At 70.9% G+C, this 15772-nt stretch carries 15 protein-coding genes, 1 tRNA gene and 1 pseudogene; 11 read left to right on the plus strand and 6 right to left on the minus strand.

Going from position 1 to position 15772, the window contains the following annotated elements; genetic code table 11:
- The first annotated feature begins 10 nt into the window (after positions 1 to 10).
- Complete coding sequence (locus ABD339_RS15605) at positions 11 to 421, plus strand: hypothetical protein (protein ID WP_344566388.1); 411 nt, start codon at positions 11 to 13, stop codon at positions 419 to 421.
- Positions 422 to 510: 89 nt separating this feature from the next.
- Positions 511 to 584: transfer RNA gene (locus ABD339_RS15610), tRNA-Lys, on the plus strand.
- 106 nt (positions 585 to 690) lie between these two features.
- Here the strand turns inward: ABD339_RS15610 and ABD339_RS15615 are convergent.
- A complete protein-coding gene (locus ABD339_RS15615) occupies positions 691 to 1911 on the minus strand; it encodes a M6 family metalloprotease domain-containing protein (protein WP_344566661.1) in 1221 nt (406 codons plus the stop codon).
- A gap of 469 nt (positions 1912 to 2380) precedes the next feature.
- Between ABD339_RS15615 and ABD339_RS15620 the strand changes: the two genes are divergently transcribed.
- Positions 2381 to 4267: a putative bifunctional diguanylate cyclase/phosphodiesterase gene (locus ABD339_RS15620; RefSeq protein ID WP_425575996.1), complete on the plus strand. Its 1887-nt coding sequence runs from the start codon at positions 2381 to 2383 to the stop codon at positions 4265 to 4267.
- Here the strand turns inward: ABD339_RS15620 and ABD339_RS15625 are convergent.
- Positions 4207 to 5379: an LLM class flavin-dependent oxidoreductase gene (locus ABD339_RS15625; protein WP_344566665.1), complete on the minus strand. Its 1173-nt coding sequence runs from the start codon at positions 5377 to 5379 to the stop codon at positions 4207 to 4209. The two genes, ABD339_RS15620 and ABD339_RS15625, sit on opposite strands and share 61 nt — an antisense overlap.
- A 273-nt stretch (positions 5380 to 5652) precedes the next feature.
- The gene (locus tag ABD339_RS15630) at positions 5653 to 5973 is read right to left on the minus strand and encodes a winged helix-turn-helix transcriptional regulator (protein WP_344566667.1); all 321 of its coding nucleotides are present in this window, start codon (positions 5971 to 5973) and stop codon (positions 5653 to 5655) included.
- A 308-nt stretch (positions 5974 to 6281) separates the two neighbouring features.
- Between ABD339_RS15630 and ABD339_RS15635 the strand changes: the two genes are divergently transcribed.
- Positions 6282 to 6626 (plus strand): hypothetical protein, encoded by a 345-nt coding sequence (locus ABD339_RS15635; protein ID WP_344566390.1) that lies wholly within the window; start codon positions 6282 to 6284, stop codon positions 6624 to 6626.
- 192 nt (positions 6627 to 6818) lie between these two features.
- Positions 6819 to 6935, plus strand: a pseudogene (locus tag ABD339_RS15640) (transposase); the annotation flags it as partial.
- 71 nt (positions 6936 to 7006) lie between these two features.
- Here ABD339_RS15640 and ABD339_RS15645 read toward each other — a convergent pair.
- Together ABD339_RS15645 and ABD339_RS15650 are read right to left on the minus strand one after the other, a co-directional pair.
- Entirely contained in the window at positions 7007 to 7750 is a 744-nt protein-coding gene (locus tag ABD339_RS15645) for a maleate cis-trans isomerase family protein (RefSeq protein ID WP_344566392.1), read from the minus strand.
- A 61-nt stretch (positions 7751 to 7811) separates the two neighbouring features.
- Positions 7812 to 8765 (minus strand): maleate cis-trans isomerase family protein, encoded by a 954-nt coding sequence (locus ABD339_RS15650; protein ID WP_344566394.1) that lies wholly within the window; start codon positions 8763 to 8765, stop codon positions 7812 to 7814.
- 249 nt (positions 8766 to 9014) lie between these two features.
- Between ABD339_RS15650 and ABD339_RS15655 the strand changes: the two genes are divergently transcribed.
- On the plus strand, positions 9015 to 9998 hold the full coding sequence (locus ABD339_RS15655; protein WP_344566396.1) for a D-2-hydroxyacid dehydrogenase: 984 nt from the start codon (positions 9015 to 9017) through the stop codon (positions 9996 to 9998).
- 202 nt (positions 9999 to 10200) lie between these two features.
- Complete coding sequence (locus tag ABD339_RS15660) at positions 10201 to 11622, plus strand: amidase (protein WP_344566398.1); 1422 nt, start codon at positions 10201 to 10203, stop codon at positions 11620 to 11622.
- Positions 11623 to 11752: 130 nt separating this feature from the next.
- On the opposite strand, the gene ABD339_RS15665 is transcribed toward ABD339_RS15660, so the two are convergent.
- On the minus strand, positions 11753 to 12274 hold the full coding sequence (locus ABD339_RS15665; RefSeq protein ID WP_344566400.1) for a DUF3830 family protein: 522 nt from the start codon (positions 12272 to 12274) through the stop codon (positions 11753 to 11755).
- 125 nt (positions 12275 to 12399) lie between these two features.
- Here ABD339_RS15665 and ehuB point away from each other — a divergent pair, with 125 nt between their 5' ends.
- The 4 genes from ehuB to ehuA all read left to right on the plus strand — a co-directional run bounded on the left by ehuB (position 12400) and on the right by ehuA (position 15560).
- On the plus strand, positions 12400 to 13326 hold the full coding sequence (ehuB, locus tag ABD339_RS15670; RefSeq protein WP_425575997.1) for an ectoine/hydroxyectoine ABC transporter substrate-binding protein EhuB: 927 nt from the start codon (positions 12400 to 12402) through the stop codon (positions 13324 to 13326).
- Positions 13323 to 14072 carry an ectoine/hydroxyectoine ABC transporter permease subunit EhuC gene (ehuC, locus tag ABD339_RS15675; protein WP_344566402.1) on the plus strand — a complete coding sequence of 250 codons (750 nt, stop codon included), beginning with the start codon at positions 13323 to 13325 and terminating at the stop codon, positions 14070 to 14072. Before ehuB ends, ehuC begins: the two co-directional genes overlap by 4 nt.
- Positions 14069 to 14719, plus strand: coding sequence for an ectoine/hydroxyectoine ABC transporter permease subunit EhuD (ehuD, locus tag ABD339_RS15680; RefSeq protein WP_344566404.1), 651 nt, complete (start codon positions 14069 to 14071; stop codon positions 14717 to 14719). The genes ehuC and ehuD overlap by 4 nt, the downstream gene beginning before the upstream one ends.
- 70 nt (positions 14720 to 14789) lie before the next feature.
- Positions 14790 to 15560, plus strand: coding sequence for an ectoine/hydroxyectoine ABC transporter ATP-binding protein EhuA (gene ehuA, locus ABD339_RS15685; RefSeq protein ID WP_344566670.1), 771 nt, complete (start codon positions 14790 to 14792; stop codon positions 15558 to 15560).
- The last annotated feature ends 212 nt before the right edge of the window (positions 15561 to 15772 follow it).

Genomic DNA, 15772 nt, shown 5'->3' on the forward strand with positions numbered 1-15772 from the left:
AGGTATGTACATGTCTGAGCCGCACTCGGCTCCGGACCCTTCGCGCTCCTCCGCCGGGGGGAGCGGCGACGGCGGGGCGCCAAGCTACCGCCGTCCCGCACCGCTGCTGTTCGAACCGTCCGAGGCCACGGCCGACGACGAGCACTTCTTCGGGCTGGAATCGCTCACCGACCCGCGTGAGCTGCTGGACCGCTCGACGGAGCTGGTGCTGGCCTTCCGCGCCGCCGCCGACCGCGCCATGGAGTACCAGGCGGTGGCCGCGGCCCAGCTCGCGGACCCCAAGCGCTTCGACAAGCTGGCCGACGCCACGATCGCGGACCGCGCCCGCTGGACCGAGGAGTACGCGCGCAAGATGATCGAGTTCGGCCATGACCTCATGAGGGACCGCGTCCCGGGCGACGTACCGCCCGCCAAGCCCTGAAGAGGCTGCGGCGCAGGTCGGAGGCCCGTGCTCGGACAATCGATTTCCGCTCTCGCGGAACGTGATGTTAAGGTCTACGACGTCAGCAGGCGCCGTTAGCTCAGTTGGTTAGAGCAGCTGACTCTTAATCAGCGGGTCCGGGGTTCGAGTCCCTGACGGCGCACAGACAGCTTGAAGGCCCCCCGCGAAAGCGGGGGGCCTTCGGCGTGCACGGGCTCCCGCCCTTCACCACTCCCGGCCCTCGCCCAGGCCGCCCCATCGGCCTCGTATCAGCCGACCCCGCCTCCGCCGCGGGTGACCTTGACCTCCCAGTCCCCGCCGGATGTGCGCCCGGTGACCTCGACGCGGATCCCGTCGTGCGGGTCCGCCCAGCTCTCCCCCTCCCCCAGCGGGGCGTCCGCGAGCTGGGGGTGGACGGAGGCACCGGCGCAGCGGCGGGCGCCGGGGTGACCGTCGACCACCTCGACGGGGCCGTGGGTCGAGGGGGTGTCGCTCTTGATCCGGTAGAGGAGCAGCCCCTGGGTGCACAGCTGTCTGTCGTTGCCCTCGCGGACGCGGATCTCCATCGCGAGGGCCCGGTGCCCGCCGGTGCGCAGGACGACCAGCCGGGTGCCGTCGGGTTCCGCGTGCCCGCCGGCGCGCCGGCCCGCGTGCCCGCCCCCGTCGCGAGCCGGTGCTGCCAGGGGGCGCAGGGTGTAGCGGGTCTCGTCGGGGGCGGGGTTTCCGCCGCCGACGCAGGCGATGTTGCGGCGGCCGAGCCAGCCGAGCTTCCACTTGTGCCAGCCGAAGGGCTCGGGGGCCAGTCCGAACTGGCTGCCCATCAGGTCCCAGTCCCCGACCCGGGTGTCCCAGTCGGCCTTGCCGTCGGCGGGGCGCTCGTACAGGTCGGGCAGGTCGAAGAGGTGGCCCGTCTCGTGGGCGAGGACATTCCGGTCGGGGGGGCTCTGTTCGAACACGGTGACCAGGCGGCTCAGTTCTGTTCCGTCCGCAGCGATCGGCTCATCGAGGTTGACTACTTTTGTCGCATCCGAGTCCACGCCGGGAGCATCTGGGTCCGCGACGAGATAGATGACGTCGTAGCGGCTGAAGTCCACATGCCGGTCCGCGGCGGCCACAGCGTCACGCAGATAGGAACCCCGCAGGTCAGGGCTCCAGTCCCGGCGTATCCCGTACGCCGTCGAAGGCTTGGGCATCTCGATCCAGCGGTCGATCGGGCGCGGTCTGAGCCGGAACTTTCCGTACGAGGCGCGGGCGAAAAAATCGGATGTCGCCGGGAAATGGTCGGCTGTCAGCTCCCGAGGGGTGGCCGAGGGCGGTGCATCGGGGAAAGAAAGAAAGAGAAGGGCGGCGTCGAGCGTCCCCTCGGGACGCGGATAGGAGGCGTTCCAGGTGTCCAGACCCAGCGAATGGTGCGCGTCGGTACGCGGCAGCGCGCACGGCATACCGGCGGCCACGGCGTGCAGGGGCCCCGCCACGAGCCCGAACCCCATGAACGCGGTCAACGCGGTGAGGATCGCGCCCACGCGGTGCCGCGGACCCGGGCCTGGGAAGCGGGCACGGCGCCCGGCGCGCCGTGCCGCCACTCCCTCGGGTACAGACGGCAGCGCCACGTCTCGACCTCACCGGAAAAGGATTGCGGACCCTTCCCACACTGACCCCGTAAGTCCGCCTTTGCCCCGTTCCGGTAGGCCGGTCGAGTCAACCACAATATGACTACTCTTCGTAATGCTCGGTCGTAAGCGGTCAGGGTGCAGTCGGCACCGGTGCAGAAACGGTCACCCTCGCGCCCGCACTCCCGCCCCAGCCGCACCAGTGACCGGCACCAGCCGCGGAGACACTGGCTCCGCTGTTGCGCCAACCTCTATGATCGGCACATTTCCAGCGCGGATCCTCCCCTGGGCGGCCCACGGGCCCTCCGCCGACCGATCCGCACGAGACGAGCCCCCCGCGGAGCGATCGGTGAACGGACCCCTCGAAGGACCGGGCAAAGACTCCGGCGACGCCCTCGTAACGCAACCCCAAATCATCACGGAAAGTAACGCCAAGCGCTGGCGACGGCGCTCCCACAACGGGCACAGCGAGAGCGACTTCCGAGCCGCCTTCCACGCGGCTCAGCTGCCGATGGCCATCCTCGACCGGGACGGCCGGGTACTGACGGCCAACCGCGCGCTGGGCACCCTCCTGGGCGCCGACCCCCGCCGGATCACCGGCCGGGCCGTCGCCGAGCTGGCCGGGCTCGGACTGGACGGCCGGGTGCGCAGCGCCTACGACGAGGCACTCCAGGGCCGCACCGACCGGATGTCCTGCACCCGGCGGCTCAAGCACGCCGACGGGCATCCGCTCTGGGCGGAGATCACCGTCACCCCCACCGAACGCGAGGGCGAGGCGCTGCTGTCGATCGCCGACATCAGCGAGCGGCGCGACCTCCAAGAGCGGCTGCGCCACCTTCAGATGCACGACCCGGTCACCAGGCTGCCCAACCGCACCCTGTTCTTCGAACGGCTGGCGGCGGCGCTCGCCGACTCGGCAACCGGCCGGACCGGCCTGTGCTACATCGACCTGGACGGCTTCAAGGCCGTCAACGACACCCTCGGCCACCGGGTCGGCGACAGCCTGCTGGACGCGGTCGCCCAGCGGCTGACCCAGTGCGCCGAGGCCGGCACCGAGGAGTGCGGCGGCCACCTGGTGGCACGGCTGGGCGGCGACGAGTTCGCGCTGCTGGTCGAATCCTCGACCGGCACCGAGCAGCTCACCCAGCTCGCCCAGTCGGTACTGGCCGCGCTCCAGCGGCCGTTCGACCTGGCGGGCCAGCGGCTGTCCGTCTCCGCCAGCATCGGCGTCGTCGAACGCGAGACGGCCGGGACGAGCCCCACCGAGCTGATGCAGGCCGCCGACACCACGCTCTACTGGGCCAAGGCGGACGGCAAGGCCCGCTGGACCCTGTTCGACCCGGAGCGCAACGCCCACCGGATGACCCGGCAGGCGCTGTCCAGCACGCTGCGACGGGCCGTGGAGCGCGGCGAGTTCGTGCTGGAGTACCAGCCGATCGTGGGCTTCGCCGATGACGTACTGCGCGGCGTCGAAGCCCTGGTGCGCTGGCGGCACCCGCAGTTCGGCACGCTCAGCCCGGACCGCTTCATCGGCCTGGCCGAGGAGAACGGCGCCATCGTGCCGCTCGGCCGCTGGGTCCTGGAGGAATCCTGCCGCCAGGCCCGCCGCTGGATGCTGGAGCACCCGGGGCCGCCGCTGTATGTGAGCGTGAACGTGGCGGTGCGCCAGGTGTGGGACTCGGACCTGGTGCGCGATGTGGCCGACATCCTGGAGGAGACGGGGCTGCCCTCCGGGCTGCTCCAGCTGGAGCTGACCGAGTCCGCGGTGATGGGCTCGGCCGGCCGTCCCCTCCAGGCCCTCCAGGCGCTGTCCGAAATGGGCGTGCGCATCGCCATCGACGACTTCGGCACGGGCTATTCCAACCTCGCCTACCTCAGTCGGCTACCGGTGCGCGCGCTGAAGCTGGACGGCACCTTCGTCCGCGGCTTCCGCACAGCGCGGCACCAGAACCCGGCCGACGAGACGATCGTGACCGCGCTCGTGCAGCTCGCGCACAAGCTCGGCCTGACCGTGACCGCCGAGTGCGTCGAGGGTCCGGCGCAGGCCGAGCGGCTGCGCCGGATCGGATGTGACACCGGGCAGGGCTGGCACTACGCCAAACCGATGGAGGCCGACCGGATCGCCGAACTGCTGTCCTGGTCGTCGTCCTCGACGGCACCGGCCTCGGCTTCGGCTCAGGCCGGACCGGCGGCTGCGGAGCCGCCACCGCCCTCGCGCCCGGCGGGCAGCCCGTAGGCGTCGGCGATCAGTTCGTAGGAGCGGACCCGGACGTCCGGCGTGTGCGCGTTGGCGGTGAGCATCAGCTCGTCGGCGCCGGTCCGCTTCACGAGCGCGTCCAGCCCCTCCCGTACGGCCTCCGGCGTTCCGTAGGTCACGTTGCCCAGCCAGCCGTCCACGAAGTCCCGCTCGACGGGGCTGAAGGCATAGCCCTCCGCCTCCTCCGGCGTCGGGATCAGTCCGGGGCGGCCGGTGCGCAGCCGCACCATCGACAGCGCCCCCGTCAGCACCTGGCGGTACGCCTCCCGCTCGTCCTCGGCGGCCAGCGCGGCGGCGCCGATCAGCGCGTACGGCTCCGCGAGCACCTCCGAGGGGCGGAAGGACTCGCGGTACAGGTCCAGCGCGGGCAGGGTGTTCGCCGCCGAGAAGTGGTGCGCGAACGCGAACGGCAGCCCGAGGCTGCCGGCCAGCTGGGCACTGAAGCCGGAGGATCCGAGCAGCCACACCGGCGGCCGGTGGGCGGCCCGCCGCGCCTCCGGCCCCTCGGCCTGTACCGGGCCGGGAACGGCGTGGATACGCGCGTACCGGTGGCCGTCGGGAAAGTCGTCGTCCAGGAACCGGATCAACTCGGCGAGCTGCTGCGGGAAGTCCTCCGCGCCCTCGCGCAGCTGCTCGGTACGGCGCAGCGCCGCCGCCGTCGCCCCGTCGGTGCCCGGCGCGCGGCCCAGGCCCAGGTCGATACGGCCCGGCGCGAGCGCCTCCAGCGTGCCGAACTGCTCGGCGATCACCAGCGGGGCGTGGTTGGGCAGCATCACCCCGCCCGAACCGAGCCGCACCCGCTGCGTGTGGGCCGCGAGGTGGGCGAGGATCACCGCGGGCGAGGAACTGGCGACACCCGGCATGGAGTGGTGCTCGGCCACCCAGTACCGGGTGAAGCCGCGGCTGTCGGCGAGCCGCGCGGCGCGGGTGGCCGCCGCCAGCGCGTCACTGGCGGTGTGGCCCCTGCCCACGTTGGCCAGGTCCAGGATGGACAGCGGCACCGGGGCCGTGCCCCGGGCCTCGCCCCGTATGCCCGCTCCGGGGTTTCCGTCGGCGGGGTTCCCGTCGGCCTGTGCGTCGTCGCCCACGATGCTGCCTCTCTCTGTTCTGCGCGTGTGCCGTGCGCGTCCGCGCGCGGGTGGTGCGCGCTGTTCGCGCGTGCGGTGCGCGGGGCCGGTGAGCGCCGCGCACGCGTCCTGCGGAAGGCGGGACGCGACCAGGTACAACGCACCGGACGGCCGCTGTCTTCCCGGGACCCGCTGTCCACCGGGGCGCCGGTCGCCGCACCTCCCGGGGTGCCGGGTGCCGGGTGCCGGGTGCCGGGTGCCGGGCGGCACGCCGCGGGACGAGCCCTGGCGGTGGCCTCAGCCGCTGGGGGCGGCCGACTCGGGGGCGGCGGCGTCGAGTGCGTCGAGCACCGCGTCGCCGTTCGCCCTCGCCCACTCGGTGAGCGTGTGGATCGGGTCGATCAGCGTCGCTCCGAGCGGGGTCAGCTCGTACTCGACGCGGGGCGGCACTTCGGCGTAGGCGTGGCGGCGGACGAGTCCGTGCGCCTCAAGCCGGCGGAGGGTCTGGGTGAGCACCTTGCGGGAGATGCCGCCGATCAGTTCGGCCAGCTCCCCATGGCGCACCGGGCCCCTGCTGAGGCCGTAGAGCACGACCACGGTCCACTTGTCGGAGATCAGCTCGACGGCGCGCCCTGTCGGGTCTCGACCATTCGGCCAGGCGTACCAGAGAACCCAGTGGCAGCGAGTAACAAACTGTCAATTCTCGGCCGAGCGCGTGGGGCAGTCCTCACCCCCGACGGCAAACCGCCCTCGCGGGTCCGTCGCCACGACCGGGCATCGCTCGATCACCAAGGCGTTGCCCTATGTGGGCGTGCGAGTCGAGGAGTTGGGTAGGTCGATCGTTCTGTCCCTGACACAGGCAGGAGCAGTGGGGTCGGTAGCCACTACCGCCCTGGAACGACGAGTACGAGCGGTGAGCGATCAGCATGACTGAACCCCCTTCCCCAGCCGGCAAGTACATCTTCGGGCCCGGAGTTGCGGAAAAGCACACAGCACGGCAGGCGACTGGCTGCGTCGCCGTCGTATGGGGCGTTTGCGCTCTGGTCGCCGGCGCGTACCTCGCATGGAACCTGTCGGCGCACCACCAACTGTCGGCCACACTCCGCGCCGTGCTGACAGCGGCAACAGCGCTCGTCGTCGGTGGGGGCACCGCGCTGATCTCCGGCCTGGTGGCGCGGCGCGGAACGGAGGACAAGCGGGTCGCACAGCTTCGCGCGGAGTACGGGATCGAGGAGAGCGGCGGCGATCCGCGAGGGGACGCCGGGCGATGAGCAACCGGGGAGGACCGCGCTGCTCGGGCCGCACTTCGTCACTGCCGCGGGACAGAGCGCGGATGGCCTCCCGGCGGCGTCACCGACGTGCACGTGGTGCACGTACCCGTGCGTGCTGATCTGGCTGCTGGGACAGTGCCCTGTGCGGCGAACCGGACGCGGGACCGCCCGCAGGGCGGCAGGACGCGGGACCGCCCGCAGGGCGGCGGGAAGCGGGAAACGCCTGATGCAACGCTGTTCGCCGCGATCATCCATGTCCTGGTCAGTGGATGCGCCTGGCGGGCGCTGCCGCCCGGCTTCGGTATATCGCCGAAGCAGTGCGAAGCAAGCCGCCCTTACGGGCACACCCGTGCGCACAGTGCGGCGTGCCCTGGCCGCCGTCAGGCGAAAAGCGCGCCCAGGGCGGGGCAGCGTACGTCCAGGTCGAGGAGGCGCAGGCCCTCCCTGGCCGTGACCTGGTTGGCCGTCAGGACCGGCTTGCCCAGCTCTTCCTCCAGCGCGGGGATCCAGGCGGCGGTGTGCAGGGCGGTGTCCGGGAGGAGCACTGCCTGGGCTTCGGGGTGGTCGCCGCCGCGGGCGAGGGCGAGCACTTCCTCCTCGCCCCAGGTGCCCACCTCGGCCGCGGTGATGATGCCGCTGCCGCGCATGGCGACGACCTCGGCGCCCGCGGCCTTGAGGAAGCCGGTGAACAGCTCCGCGACATCCTCGGGGTAGGTCGCGGCGATGCTCACCCGCTCCACGCCCAGGTCGCGCACCGCGCCCGCGAAGGCGAAGGAGGTGCTGGAGGCGGGCAGCCCGGCCGTGGCGGACAGCTCGCGCACCTGGTCGTGCGCGCCGTCCCAGCCGAAGACGAAGCTGGCGCTGGTGCAGGCCCACACGACGGCCTGGACGCCTTGCTGCTTGACCTCCGCCACCTTGGCGGCGAGCCGGGCGGCCGAGCCCATCTCCAGGAGGGCGTCCACGCGGTGGGCGTCCTCCCCGATGTCGGTGTGCACGAGCGGCAGCCTGACGTCGGCTCCCGCCTCGGCGAGGATCCGCTCCAGCCGGGGATAGTCGTCCTCGGCCGAGTAGCCGGGGTAGAGGAATCCGACCGCTGGTGCGGATGCCTGTGCCGCCTGTGCCATCTACGCCTCCTGTGGGTGCGGGTGAGGTGGGTGGGGATGCGGTGGGGCGGGACGGGGGCGGTCAGAGCGGGGGCTGGGCGCCGCCGCTCCAGTCGTCGGGGTGGGCCTGCTGGCCGTAGCCCAGCTCCGAGGTGCCCTCCAGCGGATCGGACGGCTCTGTGCCTGCCCCGGCGAGCGCCGCCTCCGGCTCGGGTCCTGGTGTCTGGTCGTCGGGCTCGGTGAGGCCGTCGCCCTCGTGCGAGAGCGGCTGGGAGGGGGTCATGGCCGCCGGGCCGCGCCGGGCGACGGGGTCGAGGAGGGCCTGGTACGGGCCGACGGCTTCCTTGCCGATGCCGCGCAGCGCCGCCCACATGGTGACCTGGTTGGCCGAGAGGACCGGCATGCGCAGCTCGGCCTCCAACTGGGGGATGACGTCGTAGGTGGGGAGGTTGGTGCAGGAGATGAACAGCGCGTCGGGCGCGTCCACCGCCGCTTCCCTGGCCATGTCCACCACATCCCGGTAGGGCACGCGCCAGATCTCCCTGGTCAGGCCCAGATAGCAGCGCCCGGTGATCCCGATGCCCGCCTCGTCCAGGTAGTCCTCCAGGGAGTCGGTCACCGACTTGGTGTACGGGGTGACGAGGGCGATGCGCCGCGCGTCGATCTCGCGCAGCGCGTCCAGGAGGGCGCCGGAGGTGGTGAGCGAGGGGACCTCGCCGGCCTGGGCCATGGCGGCCACCATGGCCCGCTCGCCGGCGGTGCCGCCGACGAAACTGCCGGACGTACAGGCGTAGGCCACCACTTCGGGGGCCACCGCGCACAGGGCCCTGACCGCCTCGCGCAGCGTCTCGTGCTCGCTGACCAGGCGGGCGAGGTCGAGGCTGACCTCGACCGGCACAAAGGGGGTGCGTGTCAGGTGCAAGGACACGTCGTCCGGCACCCAGCGCCAGAGTTCACGGTCCAGCGCGAAGTCGAAGGGAGCGACGATTCCCACGCCGCGTTGCGGCAGCGGTCCGCCGAGGAAGGAGACGTCCATTTTCGTGGCCCCAAAAGAACGGAGGGGTGGCTCATGGCCAGAAGGCCCCTGAGTCAAGGGAAGTCAGAGGAATAGCAAAGCCGGTCAGAAGCCGGGACGCCGGGGCAGATGTCTTTGTTGACGAAGGTAGTTTCTGCTCCCTACCGTGGTCAATCCTCCCATCTGAGGCGCGTTCTCGCTCTTCCCCCGGTCTTCCCGCGGTCACCCGCACAGCCAACCGTCCCCTCGTTTCGAAACGGTTTCCTGCCTATGTCCGAAACCTGCGTTCTTGTCCTCGACGCCGAGCCGCTTCCCCGGCTCGATCGACTGGCGGGACGTGCCCGTGTCGTGCACGCCGACGAGCACACCTTGGCCGGTCAACTTCCCGGCGCTGATGTGCTGTTGGTCTGGGATTTTCTCTCCGACGCGGTGCGTGAGGCGTGGCCGGGCGAGGGCCCGAGGCCCCGCTGGGTGCACACGCCGAGCGCCGGAGTGGACCGTCTGCTTCCGGCGCTGGCCGACTCGGACGAGACGGTCATCACTAATGCGCGAGGCGTCTTTGACCGCCCCATTGCCGAATATGTACTGGGGCTCGTGCTAGCCATGGCCAAGGATTTTCGTGGCACATGGGAATTGCAACGACAGCGACGCTGGCGGCACCGTGAGACATTCCGCGTCGGCGGAACTCGCGCGACGGTGGTCGGTTCGGGCCCCATCGGCCGGGAAATCGGCCGCACACTCCTGGCACTCGGTGTCACCGTGGACCTTGTGGGCCGCACGGCACGGGAGACGGACGCGGAATTCGGACGGGTCCACGCCACGGGCGAGTTGCCCTCGCTCGTCGGCCAGGCGGACTGGGTGGTGTGCGTCGCCCCGCTCACCAGCGAGTCGGCCGGCATGTTCGACGCGGGGATGTTCGCCCGGATGAAGCCCGAGGCGCACTTCGTGAACGTCGGACGAGGCCAGCACGTCGTCGAGGACGACCTGGTGGACGCGCTGCTCGAACACCGCATCAAAGGCGCGGCGCTCGATGTGTTCGCCGAGGAGCCGCTGCCCGCCGACAGCCGGCTGTGGGACGTGCCCGGCCTGCTGATCTCGCCCCATATGAGCGGCGACACGGCCGGCTGGCGCGACGACCTGTGCGAGCAGTTCCTGGACAACTTCGACCGCTGGGAGAAGGGCGAGCCGCTGCTGAACGTCGTCGACAAGAAACTCGGCTACGTCCCGACGGCGACGCCGGGCCCCACGCCCTGAGCCGGACGCGCCAGACGGCGTGCGCCCGCCGCCGCACGCCCATCGCATGTCGCCTCGCGCGCGTCGCCCTGCGTGTCCGCCCGGCCCGCGGGCAACGGCCAGGCTCCCCGCCGGGCCCCGGCCCGGCCCTCAGCTCTCTGCCACCGGAGTTCACCCCGGCACTTCGCCGGGCCGCTCCGGACTCTCCTCGGGAGGTTTCGCCATGTCCGATCTCAACGCGCTGACCGCCACCCAGCTGGTCGCCGGATACGAGACGGGGGACTTCACCCCCGTGGAGGTCACCCGTGCCGCCCTCGACAGCGCGGTGCGGGCGCAGGAGCGGCTCAACGCCTTCGTCCGCGTCGATGCCGAGGAAGCCCTGTCCGCGGCCCGCGCTTCGGCCGCCCGCTGGGCCGCCGGGGAGCCGGCCGGGCCGGTCGACGGGGTGCCCGTGACGGTGAAGGACATCCTCCTCCAGCGCGGCGCACCGACGCTGCGGGGCTCGTGGGCCGTCAGCGCCGACGCCCCGGACGGCGCCTGGGACGAGGACGCTCCCGCTGTCGCCCGGCTGCGCGAGGGCGGCGCCGTCTTCCTCGGCAAGACGACGACCCCCGAGTTCGGCTGGAAGGGCGTCACCGACAGCCCCCGGCACGGCGTGACGGGCAACCCCTACGACCCGCAGCGCACCTCCGGCGGCTCCAGCGGCGGCAGCGCGGCGGCGGTCGCCTCCGGTGCGGGTCCGCTCTCGCTCGGGACGGACGGCGGGGGCTCGGTCCGCATTCCGGCGTCGTTCTCCGGGATCTTCGCGCTGAAGCCGACGTACGGGCGAGTCCCGATCTACCCCGCCAGCGCCTTCGGCACGCTGGCGCACGTGGGCCCGATGACGCGGGACGCGGAGGACGCGGCCCTGCTCATGGACGTGATCACCGCCCCTGACGCGCGCGACTGGTCGCAGCTGGGCCCCGTGCCGCACAGCTACCGGGGCGCGCTGGCGGCCGGCGCGGAGGGCGTACGGGGACTGCGGGTCGCCTACTCCCCCGACTTCGGCGGCCGGGTCGGCGTCGGTCCCCAGGTCGCGGCGGCCGTGCGGGGCGCGGTGAACCTGCTGGTGGAGCTGGGCGCGCGGGTCGAGGAGGCGGATCCCGGGTTCGCGGACCCGGTGGAGGCGTTCCACACGCTGTGGTTCAGCGGTGCCGCCCGGGTGACGGAGAGTTTCGGCCAAGAGCAGCGTGCGCGCCTCGATCCCGGCCTGCGGGAGATCTGCGAGGAGGGCGCGGCCCGCAGTGCGCTGGAGTACCTGGCCGCCGTCGATGTGCGGATGGCGCTCGGAAAGCTCATGGGGGCCTTCCACGAGCGGTACGACCTGCTGGTGACCCCGGTGATGCCGATCACCGCGTTCGAGGCGGGGGCCGAGGTGCCGCACGGGTCCGGGATGCGCCGCTGGACCGAGTGGACGCCGTTCACCTACCCGTTCAACATGACCCAGCAGCCGGCCGCGTCGGTCCCCTGCGGGGTGGATGAGCGGGGGCTGCCGGTGGGGGTGCAGATTGTCGGGGCCCGGCACGCTGACGCGCTGGTGCTCGCCGCGTCGCACGCGCTGTTCGAGGCCGGGGTCGCCAGTGGAGTGCCGTCCGCGATGGGCTGAGGGAAACGGCGGGCGTGGGGGCGCCCCCGCCCGCGCGGCCCTCACGTCTCGTACGCGGCTGCTGCCCGGTGGCCGGGGTGTGCCCACCCGTTCCGCCCCGCGAAACGCCTGCCCACACCCCGGCTTACGGTCACTTCCTGCGGAAGTTCAAGGTCTCGCCCAGCGCGCCCGCGCGCCACAGGTCCTGGCAGGCTTCCGCCATCTCGTCCAGGCCCTCGACGATCGAGCCCCAGACAATTCCGGGTACCCAGCCCGCGTCACCGTTGATCAGCAGGTTGTTGCGCTCGTAGAAGAGCGCCAGGTCGATCACGGTGGCGCGGTTGCTGTGTGCCGCCTCGGCCCCGCGCTGTTCGGCCGCCGCCTCGTATCCGTACGAGGAGGTGCTCAACTGCGTGTCGGAGAAGGTGAAATAGCAGAGGTCACCGGGAATGGGCGTGATGGTGGGATTTTCCAGGGGCGGCTCCTGGGGCGCGAAGGGGGGAATGAGGGCGTAGATCTCGTTGCGCGCGTACTTCGCGTGATACACGTCGCCGCCCAGCGGCAGCGCGTCCCACACGGCGGCGCAGGTGATCGGCGCACGGTCGTCGAGAAGCTTTGCGGTGCAGCTCACTCCCCGCTTGTCCAACGAGACTTCAATGAAGCGATCAGCCATCGTGCCTCCGCACCAGGGTGGTCATTTACCCGGCAATGGTGACGCAGCGGGAGCCCTTGGCGCGACCCCGTGAGCGGCTGGATTCGGCCCGCATATCTTCGGTGGAGTTGGGTAGCCGCGCGCCCATGGCTCCACCACAAAGGAACGACACCGGAAGTGCCGGAAGAGGTTTCAGCCGCCGCTCGATGCTCGCCGCGGCGGCGTCTTTGGGCGCGGTGAGCGCGCTCGGTGCGACCAGCGCATGCAGTCGGGTGTCCAGTGCGGACGCCGGGAACGGGGGAGAACTGCTGGAGCGGCTGAAGGCCCAGGGCACGGTGAAGCTGGGCCTCGCCGGTGAACAGCCCTACAGCTACATCGACAAGGACGGGGAGCTGACGGGCAGCTCGCCCGCGATCGCCCGGATCATCTTCAAGCGGCTGGGCATCCCTGACGTCCAGCCCTTCCCGACCGAATTCAACTCGCTGATCCCGGGTCTCAACTCGCAGCAGTTCGATGTCGTAGCGGCTGGTATGTACATCACGCCCGAGCGCTGCAAGCAGGTGCTCTTCGCCGATCCCGAGTACGAGATGCGGGACGCTTTTATCGTGCGCAAGGGAAATCCGAAGAACCTGCGCACCTACGCGGACATCAAGAAGGCCGGAGCCAAAATGGCGACGGGTACGGGATATGCCGAAATCGCCTACGCCGAGGAGGAGGGCGTCAAGGAGTCGGAGATGCTCCTGCTCCCCGACCAGTTGGCGGGGCTGCTCGCCGTCGAACAGGGCAGGGCCGATGTATTCGCCGGAACCGCGGTCACCGTCCGCAATGTGGTGAGGCAGACCAAGAGCCGCAAGGCCGAGTACACCGAGGCTTTCGTTCCGAAGCTGAAGGGAAAGCCCGACCTGGGCACCGGCGCCTTCGCGTTCCGGCAGACCGAGACACATCTGCGGGATGTCTTCAACCGCGAGCTGCGGAAGATGAAGAAGAGCGGTGAGCTGCTGCGTGTGATGAAGCCGTTCGGCTTCCTCGCGGAGGAGATGACCACCATGACCGCGAAGGAGCGCTGCGCATGACGGACCTCACCGCGGGTTTGTGGGAGCTGCTCCTCAAGGGAGTGTGGGTCACCGTCCAGCTGACCGTCTACAGCGCGGCGCTGGGCGCCTTCGTCGCCTTTGTGGTGGGCGTCGCCAAGACCAACAGGCTGTGGATCGTACGGTTCGTCTCCGGCCTGTACATGGAGATCTTCCGGGGCACCTCGGCGCTGGTGCTGATGTTCTGGATGTTCTTCGTGCTGCCGGTCGCCTTCGGCTGGCAGCTGGTGCCGATGTGGGCGGCCGTCCTCGCGCTGGGCCTGTCGTACGGGGCCTACGGTTCGGAGATCGTGCGCGGCGCGCTGGCGGCCGTCGCGCCGGCCCAGCAGGAGGCGGGGATCGCGCTCAGCTTCTCGCCCTGGCAGCGGCTGACGAAGATCTCGCTGCCGCAGGCGTGGCCGGAAATGATCCCGCCGGCCAACAACTTGCTGATCGAGCTGCTGAAGGGCACCGCGCTGGTGTCCGTGCTCGGGGTCGGCGACATCACCTTCGGGGCCTCGCTGGTGCGCAACGCGCTCGGCCAGAGCGCCCCGGTCTACACGATCATCCTGGTCATGTACTTCGTTCTGGCCTTCTTGCTCACGCGCATCATGCGTGCCGTCGAGCGCAAGGCCAAGGCGGGCATCGGCCAGGCCCCGGAGAAGGGCGACGGCGTGCTGCGCAAGCTCAACATCCGGCAGCAGACGGAGGTCTCGCGTGACTTCTCCAGCGCCGGAGGTGCCCGATGAAGTGGGACTGGTCGGCTGTCGCCGACTTCATGCCGCGCTTTTGGGACGGCGTGCTCGTCACGCTCCAGGCGCTGGTGCTCGGCTCACTCATCGCCTTCGCGCTCGGTCTGCTCTGGGCGATGGCGCAGCGCTCGCCGCTGAAGGCGGTCCGCTGGCCGGTGACGGTCGTCACCGAGTTCATCCGCAACACCCCGCTCCTGGTGCAGCTGTTCTTCCTGTTCTATGTGATGCCGGAGTGGGGCGTCACCCTGTCCGCGCTGACCACCGGCGTCCTCGCGCTCGGGCTGCACTACTCGACGTACACCGCCGAGGTCTACCGCGCCGGTATCGACGGCGTACCGGGCGGCCAGTGGGAGGCGGCCACCGCGCTCAGCCTGCCCAAGGGCCGCACCTGGGGCGCCGTCATCCTGCCGCAGGCGATCCGCCGTGTGGTGCCCGCGCTGGGCAACTACGTGATCGCGATGCTGAAGGACTCGCCGATGATCGCGACCATCGGCGCGCTCGACATGCTCGGCCAGGCACGGCAGTTCACCGCGATCACCTTCCTGCCGACCGAGCCGATCACCGTGGTGGGTGTCGCCTTCATCCTCATCGCCTACCCGGCATCCCTGCTTACGCGAGCCCTGGAGCGTCGTCTTGTCCGCTGACAGCACCCAGAACACCCCGAGCACCCCGACCGCCGCGACGATCCCGGCACAGGACACCGTCAACCCGGCCGTGGACGGCAGCGAACTGATCAAGTTCGACAACGTCACCAAGCGGTACGGCGAGAACGTCGTGCTCGACAACCTCTGCTTCGACGTGGCCTCCGGCAAGCACGTCACCCTGATCGGCCCCTCGGGGTCGGGCAAGACCACGATCCTGCGGCTGCTGATGACGCTGGTGAAGCCCGACGAGGGCACCATCAAGGTCGCCGGGGAGTACCTCTCCCACGAGGAGAAGAACGGCAAGCTGGTGCCCGCGGGCGAGAAGCACTCGCGCGAGGTCCGCAAGAAGATCGGCATGGTCTTCCAGCAGTTCAACCTGTTCCCCAACATGAAGGTGCTGCGGAACATCACCGAAGCCCCGGTGCACGTGCTGGGCCTGTCCAAGGACGAGGCCGAGCAGCGGGCCCGCGAACTGATCGAGATGGTGGGCCTGTCCGACCACCTGGACAAGTACCCCAGCCAGCTGTCCGGCGGCCAGCAGCAGCGCGTGGCGATCGCCCGCGCACTCGCCATGCGCCCCCAGGTGCTGCTGCTGGACGAGGTCACCTCGGCCCTCGACCCGGAACTGGTGGCCGGGGTGCTGGACGTCCTGCGTGACATCGCGCACACCACGGACATCACCATGCTCTGCGTGACGCACGAGATGAACTTCGCCCGGGACATCTCGGACGACGTGCTGATGTTCGACGCGGGCCGCGTGATCGAGTCCGGTGCCCCGGAGAAGATCTTCAGCGACCCGGAGCACGAGCGCACCAGGGAGTTCCTGAGCGCCGTGCTGTGAGAGCCGTGCGGTGAGAGCCGTGCTGTGCAGGCGCGGTCGCGGGCTCGCGCCACCCGGCGCGAGCCCGCGTACGCCAAGGGGCGCACGCTCAGCACACCGAGGAGGCGCACACACGGCACGCCAAGGAGCACGCGCGGCACATCGGGGGGCGCACTCACGCGCTCGGCATATGCCGATAGCGGCGGCCCCGCCCACGCGGCCCCGTCCCGGCC

Origin of the sequence: Streptomyces axinellae (assembly GCF_039532135.1) — a bacterium.
Lineage (GTDB): Bacteria > Actinomycetota > Actinomycetes > Streptomycetales > Streptomycetaceae > Streptomyces > Streptomyces axinellae.